10 protein-coding genes and 1 riboswitch are annotated in these 10,369 nt (G+C 56.8%); of the genes, 3 read left to right on the top strand and 7 right to left on the bottom strand.

Going from position 1 to position 10,369, the window contains the following annotated elements:
• Window positions 1-347 precede the first annotated feature (347 nt).
• The 4 genes from BG52_RS06825 to bcp form a co-directional block, all read right to left on the bottom strand.
• The gene (locus tag BG52_RS06825) at window positions 348-1,742 is read right to left on the bottom strand and encodes an NCS2 family permease (protein ID WP_036582976.1); all 1,395 of its coding nucleotides are present in this window, start codon (window positions 1,740-1,742) and stop codon (window positions 348-350) included.
• Between the two features lie 114 nt (window positions 1,743-1,856).
• Window positions 1,857-1,957: riboswitch (purine riboswitch) on the bottom strand.
• Entirely contained in the window at window positions 1,930-2,466 is a 537-nt protein-coding gene (locus BG52_RS15750; RefSeq protein ID WP_051587733.1) for a Crp/Fnr family transcriptional regulator, read from the bottom strand. Its footprint overlaps the riboswitch before it by 28 nt.
• Window positions 2,467-2,721: 255 nt before the next feature.
• The gene (guaA, locus tag BG52_RS06815; RefSeq protein ID WP_036582973.1) at window positions 2,722-4,260 is read right to left on the bottom strand and encodes a glutamine-hydrolyzing GMP synthase; all 1,539 of its coding nucleotides are present in this window, start codon (window positions 4,258-4,260) and stop codon (window positions 2,722-2,724) included.
• A gap of 132 nt (window positions 4,261-4,392) precedes the next feature.
• Window positions 4,393-4,917 carry a thioredoxin-dependent thiol peroxidase gene (gene bcp / locus BG52_RS06810; protein WP_036582971.1) on the bottom strand — a complete coding sequence of 175 codons (525 nt, stop codon included), beginning with the start codon at window positions 4,915-4,917 and terminating at the stop codon, window positions 4,393-4,395.
• 153 nt (window positions 4,918-5,070) lie between these two features.
• Here bcp and BG52_RS06805 point away from each other — a divergent pair, with 153 nt between their 5' ends.
• Window positions 5,071-5,322, top strand: a complete 252-nt coding sequence (locus BG52_RS06805) for a hypothetical protein (protein ID WP_036582970.1) — start codon at window positions 5,071-5,073, stop codon at window positions 5,320-5,322.
• Between the two features lie 83 nt (window positions 5,323-5,405).
• Here the strand turns inward: BG52_RS06805 and BG52_RS06800 are convergent, their stop codons facing one another.
• From BG52_RS06800 to BG52_RS06790, 3 genes are read right to left on the bottom strand one after another with little or no spacing between them, the layout of a single operon-like run.
• Complete coding sequence (locus BG52_RS06800) at window positions 5,406-6,197, bottom strand: ABC transporter permease (RefSeq protein ID WP_036582968.1); 792 nt, start codon at window positions 6,195-6,197, stop codon at window positions 5,406-5,408.
• A gap of 5 nt (window positions 6,198-6,202) precedes the next feature.
• Window positions 6,203-6,997 (bottom strand): ABC transporter permease, encoded by a 795-nt coding sequence (locus BG52_RS06795; protein ID WP_036582967.1) that lies wholly within the window; start codon window positions 6,995-6,997, stop codon window positions 6,203-6,205.
• Window positions 6,990-8,063, bottom strand: coding sequence for an ABC transporter ATP-binding protein (locus BG52_RS06790; RefSeq protein ID WP_036667006.1), 1,074 nt, complete (start codon window positions 8,061-8,063; stop codon window positions 6,990-6,992). The genes BG52_RS06795 and BG52_RS06790 overlap by 8 nt, the downstream gene beginning before the upstream one ends.
• A gap of 257 nt (window positions 8,064-8,320) precedes the next feature.
• Here BG52_RS06790 and BG52_RS06785 point away from each other — a divergent pair, with 257 nt between their 5' ends.
• On the top strand, window positions 8,321-9,379 hold the full coding sequence (locus tag BG52_RS06785) for an LCP family protein (RefSeq protein ID WP_051587731.1): 1,059 nt from the start codon (window positions 8,321-8,323) through the stop codon (window positions 9,377-9,379).
• A 150-nt stretch (window positions 9,380-9,529) separates the two neighbouring features.
• Window positions 9,530-10,369 (top strand): aminotransferase class III-fold pyridoxal phosphate-dependent enzyme (locus BG52_RS06780; RefSeq protein ID WP_036667005.1); only part of this gene is annotated, 840 nt, incomplete at its 3' end.

The following is a 10,369-nucleotide window of genomic DNA, read 5'->3' as shown; positions in this document are numbered from 1 at the left end:
CGGCCAAATAAGCGACATCGCGCAGGCTAAAACATGGTGGACGCGCCAACCCGGCCAAATAAGCGACATCGCGCAGGCTAAAACATGGTGGACGCGCCAGCTCGGCCAAATAAGCGACACAACGCAGGCTAAAACATGGCGAACGCGCCAGCTCGCCCAAATAAGCGACACAACGCAGGCTATCGCATGGCGGACGCGCCAACCCGGCCCAAATAAGCGACACAACGCAGGCTATCGCACGGGCGACGGCACCGAACACTGCGGGGAATCGCCGCATTCCACACAAAAAACATCCCGCAAGCGGCTCCGACCGCTTGCGGGATGTTTTCGTTCAGTCCAGTATTAAATCAAGCCGCGCCCATGAACACGTACCGCGCGACGATCAGAACGGCAAGCACCCACATGAGCCAGTGCACCGTATACTTGCCCTTCTCGGCTTTACCGGACAGATTGGCTACGGAGGCAAGCACGACGTACGACACGATGCCGAACGAAATGCCGTTGGCAATGTTGTAGGTGAACGGCATGAATGTGATCGTCAGAAATGCCGGAATCGCGTAGACCATATCCGAGAAATCGATTTCCTTGACGGACTGCATCATGAGCACGCCGACGATGATCAGCGCCGCGGACGTCGCCGCGCTCGGAACGAGCGCCACCAGCGGTGCGAGGAACAGCGCAAGCAGGAAGCAGACGCCGGTCGTGACCGCGGTCAATCCGGAACGGCCGCCCTGCGCGATACCCGCTGAGCTTTCCACGAAAGCGGTGACCGTGCTCGTGCCGAGCGCCGCGCCGCCGCTTACCGCAACCGCGTCGACGAACATCGCTTTGCCGATCTTTTTGCGGCCTTGCTCAGGGTTCTTCATTACGCCGGCGCGGTTCGCCGTGCCGACAAGCGTGCCGAACGTATCGAACAGCTCGACGAACGTGAAGGTCAGGATGACGGAGATCAGGCCGACCTCGATGACCCCCGCAAAATCGAAATGCCAGAAGTTCAGCTGCCCGAAATCAGGCGTCCACGACTGTCCCTTCAACGCTTCCGCCACGTTGACCTCGCCTACAAGGATGGCCAGAATCGTAATCAGCACCATGCCGATCAGAATAGCGCCCGGTACGCGCATGACCATGAGGATCCCGATCAGGAATAGCCCGATAATGGTCAGCCAGACGCCTGCAACCTCGAGATTGCCCAGGTGAAACACCGATTCGAACCCGAGCAGGTTCGTGAATTGACCGGCCGGCACATCGTTCATAGGCTGGACCGCAACGGTCAGCAGCCCGCTGTTTTTCAAGCCGATAATGGCGATGAAAAGCCCGATGCCGACCGTAATCGCATGCTTCAGGCTGTCTGGTACGGCGACAAGCAGCATTTGCCGGATCTGCGTTACGGTTAGAATGATGAAAATAATACCCGAAATGAATACCGCCGTCAGGCCCATGGCCGGTGAAATCGGCGTGTCGGTCGCCGCCGACGCCAGAATCGTGGATGCGAAGAAAGCGTTCAAGCCCATGCCTGGCGCGAGCGCGACCGGAAAGTTCACGAACAGGCCCATTGCGATCGTAAAAATGCCTGCGGCCAGCGCCGTTGCTAGAAACACCGAATAAAAGCTGAGCCCTGCCGAGCTGAGGATACCCGGGTTGACGGCTAATATGTAAGCCATCGTCATGAAAGTCGTCAAGCCTGCCATAATTTCCGTTCTTACGTTTGTCCCCAGTTCTTTCAACCGAAAGAAACGATCCATTTTTCCATACGCCTCCCAGAAAATGTGTTGGAACAAAAAAGAACCCCAGGAGTCCTTGCCATCTCTCCTAGGTTCTGCGCAAAACAGGAAAAGTATACCCGGCACCGGTTTGCCGGACGCTTTCCTGCCTTTCGTAGAAGGATCATTTACGGTGACCCCGTAGAGACTCTCAAGCCGATTCTTGAGATTATACGAAAAGATATGCTGTTATTTTTCCAAAACTCATTCTAAAAGTGCGCGCCCCGTTTGTCAATGCAATTTTCCGAATAATGTCGAATTCTAATGAATATTTTGTTCGGTTTTTACATTGCCAGTCAAATACAGTAAACCCCGGCGGTTTGCCGCAGCGGCCTATTGGGAGTTGTTGGTCGCCTAACCGAACGCCCTGAGGGGGCGCGACGCCGTATTCCTCGGACAGCCGGATCAGCCTTTTAATAATGCGTGTCCGCACGTTGAGTAAGGTGAGGTCGTACATTTGCCGGTTCGCTTTGCGCAGCCGTTCCATGGTGTCGCCGAGGAGATGGAAGGCCAGCGTCGGATTGTCCATCATCAGCTTCTGGAAATCGCGGCGCCTAAGCGCATACAGCTTGGTCAACTGCGCCGTTTCCACGGTGGCGGACCGGTACAACCCCGGCTTGATCAAGGCCATCTCCCCGAAGTAGTCGCCCTCCCGCAGGAAAGCGAGGATCACCTTCTTCATTCCGTCGAAGCTGTGAATGTTCACCGCAGTTGCCCGCAAACGGGCAGCATCGATTGACACCGGACTGAAGGCAATTTCGCAAAGATGAATCTATTCTCGACAAGACCGGTTTAATTCCTTCATCCGCAAGCCCGCTATCCCCATAGACCTGTCGCTAGAAAAAAGGCCTGCGCCGGCGTATCCGCCCCAATCGGACACGACATGCGCCCGACTGACTAGACACGCAAAAGCCCCCGGCGCCGAAGTACGGCCGCCGAAGGCTTGTCGGTCATGCGTCGATTATTCCCACTCAATCGTCGCCGGCGGCTTCGACGTAATGTCCAAGACGACCCGGTTGACGTTGTCAACTTCATTGACGATCCGGTTCGAGATGCGTTCCAGCACCTCGTACGGCACACGCGCCCAGTCCGCCGTCATGCCGTCGATCGACGTAACGGCGCGGATACCGACCGTGTACGAATACGTCCGGGCGTCGCCCATGACGCCGACGCTCTTCATATTCGGCAGCGCCGTGAAATACTGCCAGATCTCACGGTCGAGTCCGGCGAACGCGATTTCCTCGCGCAGAATGGCGTCCGATTCGCGCACGATCGTCAGCTTCTCTTCCGTCACTTCGCCGAGCACGCGGATCGCGAGGCCAGGTCCCGGGAACGGCTGACGCCACACGATGGCGGCCGGAAGGCCGCATTCTTCCCCGACCTTGCGCACCTCGTCCTTGAAAAGAGTTTTGAGCGGCTCCACCAGCTTGAATTTAATATCCTCGGGGAGACCGCCTACGTTATGATGCGACTTGATCGTTTGCGCCGTGGCGGTGCCGCTCTCCACGATGTCCGTATAGAGCGTCCCTTGGGCGAGGAACTCGAAATCGTCGAGCTTATCCGATTCCTCCTGGAACACATAAATAAATTCATTGCCAATGATTTTCCGCTTTTTCTCCGGATCCTCCACGCCTTCCAGCTTGCCGAGGAAGCGGTCGCGCGCATCGATCTTGAGCACCTTCATGTCGAATTTGCCGACGAACGTCTCCATGACGCTCTCCGCTTCGCCTTTACGCAGGAGGCCGTGGTCGATGAACATGCAGGTCAGCTGATCGCCGATCGCCTTGTGGAGCAGAATCGCCACCACCGAGGAATCGACGCCGCCCGACAAGGCGCAGAGCACCTTTTTGTCGCCGACCTGTTCCCGGATGTCGCGGATCGTATCGTCGATGAACGTCGTCATCGACCATTCGCCTTCGCAGCCGCACACCGTGTACAGGAAGTTCCGGATCATGTCGTTGCCGAAAACCGAGTGCCGCACTTCAGGATGAAACTGCACGGCGTAAAACTTTTTCTCCGGATGGCTCATCGCCGCAACGGGCGCATGCGCCGTGCTGGCGTCCACCTGGAAGCCGGCCGGCGGCTCCACGACAAGATCGCTATGGCTCATCCAGACCGTCTGTCGCTTCTCAAGCCCGAGCACCAGCTGGTAATGCTCCTGGAAATCGACCTCGGCCTTGCCGTATTCACGCTTGCCGGCGCGCTGCACCTTCCCATGCAGCTGATGGCTCATCAGCTGCATGCCGTAGCAGATGCCAAGGATCGGTACGCCCAAGTCGTATATTACGGGATCGAGCAGCGGCGAATTTTCCTCGTATACGCTGGCGGGGCCGCCCGAGAACACGATGCCTTTCGGCTGAAGCTCGCGCAGCTTCTCGATCGGCGTATTGTACGGCAGCAGCTCGCTGTATACGCCCAGATCGCGGATGCGGCGCGCTATCAATTGGTTGTATTGCCCCCCGAAATCGAGGACGACAATGATTTCATTTGGCTTGTCCATTACACGGCCTCCCTTAATTCATAACGTTAATTATACTGAACCGGTTTTCCGGCAGTCAAGGAAACAAAGCCGGCGCTAGGGAAACCGCCCGCTTGCGCCGCGGCAGCTCGGCGCGCGGCGGCGGACCCATTGTCAATGCTGTTTCGGCTTTGATGCCGAACGGGCAGCCGATTCCGGCTTGCCTGTGGCTTCCTCGCCGTCGCTGCGGAGCGCATCAAGCACAGCCTGCACGTGGCCCTTCAGCTTAATATTTCTCCATTCGCGTATGAGCTTCCCTTGCTCGTCGATCAGGAATGTCGAGCGCACGATGCCCATGTACTCGCGGCCGTAGAGCTTTTTCTGCTGCCATACTCCGTATTGTTCGCATACTTCATGGTTCGGATCGGACAGCAGCAGGAACGGAAGCTCGTACTTATCGCGAAACCTCGCATGCTTATCGAGCTCATCCGTGCTTACGCCCAACACCACCGCATCGCCGGCAAGCAGCTCCATATGGGCGTCCCGGAAGTCGCAAGCCTGTTGCGTACAGGTGGGCGTCATGTCATGAGGGTAAAAATAAAGCACCACCTTCTTGCCCCTGTAATCGCTCAGCTTAACCTCTCCGTCCGGCGACGGCAGCTTGAAGTCGGGCACCTTTGCCCCGTTCTTGAGTTCCATATTTCTATAATGCCTCCTTTTTTATGGGTGACTATTACTTTCGGATGGATTATAATGGTTTTCATAAGATGCGTGAAGCACACCGTTCTTTCCCTTTTTCGACGGGGAAGGAGCGGTTTTTTTTGATTTACGAGTAGGCGGGATGTTTGATGTATGAGGCTCTTGTCCGCGCTTGGCTGGATCGGCAAATATCCGCATGCCCGTGACGCAGACCGGCGCACCTTCGCGTTTGCTGCAGAGTTCGTCGGCGTGTCGGAGGTGTGCGCTCAGTTAGGCATCAAAGACCGCCATGCCCGTGCGTTATTGAAGCAGCTGACGGCCCAAGGCATGCTGCTTCCCGCCAAAGGAGATCAACGCGTGCATAGGTACCAACTTTCCGCCGCAGCTGCCAAATTATTTTCATAACGGCATCGGATGCCTCGTCGCTCTTCTACAGCCCGTATTGACCGGCTTGTTAGCGGCACCACGTGACCCTAATCCGCCGCCAGCTACGATCCCGCTCCGCGGTATCGTTTGACGCCGTGGTTCCATACCGCGAGACCGATGCCGGCGAAGACGAGTCCGACAACCGGCGTCAGGAACGCCATGAGAATGTCGTCCGGCCCGCTGCGCTTCAGAAAATACGCCGCCGGATACACGCCGACGAAGGCGAACGGCACAATCCACGTAAGCAGGAAGCGCATCATTTTGTTGTAAATGTTGATCGGGTAACGGCCGTAGTTCTGAATATTATACATCAGCGGCAGAATGCCGGTCGGCGCATCCGAATAGAAAGCGATCGCCGTTAATGCCGTGTACACCCCGAAATAGATCGCCACGGAGCCGGCAACGAGCAGCATCAGCACGAGAATATCTGCCGGCCCGTAGGTGATACCCATCTGAACGGACGTTATCGCCATGATGATGCCGCCTACGATGGCGCCAAATAGCGACGGTGGATCCATATTCTCCAATAACACCTGGAAAAGATTGTGCGCGGGCCGGGTCAGCACCCGGTCCATTTCGCCCTTCACGATATAGCGGTCGCTAAAGTTCCATAAATTAAAGAAACAGCCGAATATGCCGAACGGCACCATGAAGAACCCGTACACGAACACGACCTCCGCCTCCGTCCAGCCGCCCAATGTCGGCGTATGCCGGAATGCGATGAGGATGACGATCAGATTCATCCCCTGAAACATCAGGTCCGATATCACTTCAACCCAGAAATCAGCACGGTAGGTCAAACGCGTTTTTGCATAGTTTTTCAAATATTCCCAGAACAAGCCTCCATAAAACATCGCTCTCACCCTCCCTGCACGAACAACCGCCGGCGTGCGGCCCGCCACAACGCCCAGATCGGCACGATCAGCACGGCGAACCAGACGGCCTGCAAGCCCAACGCTTGCCATGCGGCCTCGCCTGTGCTCCGTCCCGTGAATACCGAGCTGGGGAGATAGGCGATCGCCTGAAACGGCAGCCATTGGACGACCGCGGCCAGCCACCCTGGAAACAACGCGATCGGGATGACGACGCCGGAGAACAGGTCGACGAGCACCCTTTTCATCCGCATCATGCCTTCAATATTCTCCACGAAAAATGCGCACAAGCCGGTCAATATGTTTATCTGCGAATTGATCAGGAAGCTCAGGAAAAGCATCACCCCGTAGAGCATCCACACCTGCGGGTCCCGCGGCAGCTCGACCGGAAAGATAAGCCAGACCACAACCATACCCGGCACCATAAAAAGCAGCAAACGGAACAGACCTTCGCCGAAGCCCTGCATCATTTTGACGAGCAGGTACACATAGGGCCGGACGAATTGAATCGCGACGCTGCCGTCCCGTATTTCATTCGCGATCTCCCGATCGAGGTTGTTGAAGTAGAACGCCCGCGCCATCCAGGACACGGCAACATATGTCGTCATCTGGGCAAGCGTGAAGCCGCCGATAATATCCTGGTTCCCGTAAATCGCATGCCAGAAAAAATAATAAGCTCCGATATTTATGGCATAAATAACGATACCGCTGTAATAATTAACGCGGTAAGCGAGCATCATCAGAAACCGGATTCGGATCAGATCCACATAAGCGCTAAGCATGGCTGACCGGCTCCCTGTCTTTCCCTGCCGCCGCCTGCCCATCCCCCGTCAGTTCCGGCGCGGATGCCGTGCCCGAGCGGTAAATCTCACGCACGATCTCGTCGGTGCTCGTCTCCATAATTTTGATATCCCGGATATCGGCAGCGCCGACCACGCGAGACAAAGCATCCGACACATTGATGGAATGCGGCACCCACAGGCTGGCCTCCAGATCACTGTCGCCCATCGACCATTCAACGGCGCTCAAGCCTTGCGTCAATTGCTCAAGGAACGGCCGGCCCGTATGATCGCCGAATTGAAAACGGATTTCGCGCCCTTTGCTCCAGTGCGTCTTCAGCTCGTCCAACCCGCCGTCATAGATGATCCGTCCGTCATCCAGCATAATGACGCGGGTGCACAGCGCCTCGATATCCTGCAAATCATGTGTGGTCAGCAGAATGGTCGTGCCGTGCTCCCGGTTCATCTGCTTCAGAAATTCGCGGATCTCGGTTTTGACAACGATATCAAGCCCAATCGTCGGCTCATCCAGAAACAGGATGGCCGGGTTATGGAGCAGCGAAGCGACGAGCTCGCAGCGCATCCGCTGGCCGAGGCTCAGCTTGCGGACCGGCCGGTTCAGCAGATCGCCGAGCTGCAGCCGTTCGACCAGCTCATCCAATCGTTTGCGAAAATCCTGCTCCGACACGCGGTACACTTTGCGAAGCAGCCGGAAAGACTCGATTACGCCGATGTCCCACCACAGCTGGCTCCGCTGTCCGAAAACGACACCGATCTCGCGGACGAATTTTTCCCTTTCCTCATAAGGCACATACCCGTTGACACGCACGATGCCCGAGGTAGGGACCAGAATGCCGGTTAGCATTTTGATCGTTGTCGATTTCCCAGCGCCGTTCTCGCCGATATAACCGCAAATTTCGCCCGGCGGTATGGTGAAGCTGATGTCTTTAACGGCGGTTACCTCTGTATATTGCCGCTTGAATAGGTCCTGCAAAGCCCCTGACAAGCCTTCGCGGTTTTTCTGCACCTTAAACTGTTTTCTCAACTGCTGCACGTCAATGGCCGGCATCAATGGATTTATGCTCCTCTCGCGCTCGACATTTCCCGGGAAATGGCGTTTATTTTCCGACACATAGTATACCACTTGTAAGACAGCGGCTGACAATTTATAATTTTATAGATGCGGACCTGAAATTCAGGACGATCCCCAACCAGTTGTTACCCATGAAATTTTCGACGATCAACCATTCGTTTCATGATAGGTAATCATACAATGGATTTGCACATTAGGGAAGTTACCCTGAGAGAGAGGATGATTAAAGCCGAATGAACAGCAAAGCGGCAAGAAGGAAAGGGCCGTGGAAATGGGCTTTGTACGGCGTTGTGTCGATAGTGGCGGTTATACTGGTTTATGTGGCCTATCAAGGCATTGGCATATACAACGCACTGAACGGTTTTGGGAAAAACGACAACTCCTCGCGATTCAAGGATGTCGTCGACGCCGCTGCGGAGAAGCCGCCGGAGTGGGAAGGCCGGGAGCGGGTCAACATCTTGCTGCTTGGCGCCGATGCGCGGGGAGTAGAGGAAGGCCAGGTTGCGCGATCGGACTCGATGCTCGTCGCATCGATCGATCCGGTGACGAAGCAAGCGCACCTGCTGTCCATTCTGCGGGACACGTACGCGGATATTCCCGGGTACGGCAAAAATCGGATCAACACGGCCATTACGCTCGGCGGGCCGAATCTGACCATGCGGGCGATCGGAAACCTGCTGGACCTGGACATTCAGTATTACGTTTATGCCGACTTTGAAGGCTTCAAGGCGCTGGTCGATGCGATCGGCGGCGTCGATTACGAAGTCGAGAAGGATATGAAATACGTCGACAACGCGGACCGCAACCGTTACGATATCGATCTCAAAAAAGGCTACCAGCGGCTGGACGGCGACAAAGCGCTGCAATACGTGCGCTTCCGGCACGACGCCATGTCGGATTTCACGCGCACCGAGCGGCAGCGGAAATTTATGTCGGCCGTCGCCAAGAAGCTGCAATCGACGTGGAATCTGGTTCGGATGAAAACGATACTGGATGAGGTGCAGCCATACATCGAGACGAACCTGCGGGTGTCGGACATGCTTAAGCTCGGACAGCTCGGATTGAAGGTGCGCGTTGCCGGTTCCGCCCAGGTGCCACCGATGGATTTGCTGTACGAGGAACGCTCCCGTCTCGGCGCTGTGCTCGGCATACGGGACGAGGACAAGCTACGCGAATACGTGCGAGAAGTCTTGGCGATAAATACGACAGCGCCCGTGCCGGTTAATAGCGCCGACGGCGGCAATGACAGTTCAGCCCGCGGCGCCGCAAAGAACGCGGGAGGCGGCGTGTAACAAACCGTGCTTGCGGGGTGCAGCCGCCCGGCTTGCCGCCTCCCCTGAAATCGGCTATCGCGAGAGAGTGAACAGGAGCGGCCGCTCCATTCACTCTCTCTTTTTACACAGGCCATAATCGACTATCATGCAGAAAGCAGGCGATCAAGCGTGACCCTCTCTAACAGGCCGCAATCGGCGCGGTTATACGAAGAAGCGCTGCAGCATATCGTTGGCGGCGTCAACAGTCCCTCCCGCTCATTCAAGGCCGTCGGCGGCGGCGCCCCGGTATTTATGCGGCGGGCAAAAGGCGCTTATTTCTGGGACGTGGACGGGAACCGGTACATCGATTATCTGGCGGCCTACGGGCCGATTATCGCGGGCCACGCCCATCCCCATATTACGGAGGCGATCATCCAAGCCGCGCGCAGCGGCACGCTTTACGGAACGCCGACCGAGCTGGAGATCGAGCTTGCGCGGAGGCTGAAAGCCTCGATCCCCTCGCTCGACAAGGTCCGTTTTGTCAACTCCGGCACAGAGGCCGTCATGACGACGATCAGGGTAGCGCGCGCGTACACGAAACGGACGAAGATCATCAAGTTCGCGGGCTGTTATCACGGACATTCGGACCTTGTCCTCGTCGCAGCGGGATCCGGTCCATCCACGCTCGGCATACCCGACAGCGCGGGCATTCCGGTCAGCATTGCGCAGGAGGTCATTACGGTTCCGTTCAATGACCTTGCCAGCCTGCAGAGGGCGCTTGAACGCTGGGGCGACGACGTGGCCGCCGTGATGGTGGAGCCGATCGTCGGCAACTTCGGCATGGTCATGCCGGAGCCGGGCTTTCTGGAAGGGCTTTGCAGGCTCGCCCGAGCGGCGGGCGCACTTGTCATTTATGACGAGGTCATCAGCGGCTTCCGGTTTCATTACGGCTGCGCTCAAACTTACGGCGCATTCCCTGACCTTCCGGCAATCGAGCCGGATTTGACCGCCCTCGGCAAAATCATCGCC

Origin of the sequence: Paenibacillus darwinianus (assembly GCF_000598065.1) — a bacterium.
In the GTDB taxonomy this organism is placed as follows: domain Bacteria; phylum Bacillota; class Bacilli; order Paenibacillales; family Paenibacillaceae; genus Paenibacillus_I; species Paenibacillus_I darwinianus.
The sequence above is the reverse complement of the archived record's forward strand: the minus strand, read 5'-3'. Positions and strand labels throughout refer to the sequence as shown.

Excerpts from the sequence above, each read along its gene's own strand:
- BG52_RS06825 (WP_036582976.1), bottom strand. The coding sequence starts at position 1,742 with ATGGATCGTTTCTTTCGGTTGAAAGAACTGGGGACAAACGTAAGAACG.
- guaA (WP_036582973.1), bottom strand. The coding sequence starts at position 4,260 with ATGGACAAGCCAAATGAAATCATTGTCGTCCTCGATTTCGGGGGGCAA.
- bcp (WP_036582971.1), bottom strand. The coding sequence starts at position 4,917 with ATGGAACTCAAGAACGGGGCAAAGGTGCCCGACTTCAAGCTGCCGTCG.
- BG52_RS06805 (WP_036582970.1), top strand. The coding sequence starts at position 5,071 with ATGAGGCTCTTGTCCGCGCTTGGCTGGATCGGCAAATATCCGCATGCC.
- BG52_RS06800 (WP_036582968.1), bottom strand. The coding sequence starts at position 6,197 with ATGTTTTATGGAGGCTTGTTCTGGGAATATTTGAAAAACTATGCAAAA.
- BG52_RS06795 (WP_036582967.1), bottom strand. The coding sequence starts at position 6,997 with ATGCTTAGCGCTTATGTGGATCTGATCCGAATCCGGTTTCTGATGATG.
- BG52_RS06790 (WP_036667006.1), bottom strand. The coding sequence starts at position 8,063 with ATGCCGGCCATTGACGTGCAGCAGTTGAGAAAACAGTTTAAGGTGCAG.
- BG52_RS06785 (WP_051587731.1), top strand. The coding sequence starts at position 8,321 with ATGAACAGCAAAGCGGCAAGAAGGAAAGGGCCGTGGAAATGGGCTTTG.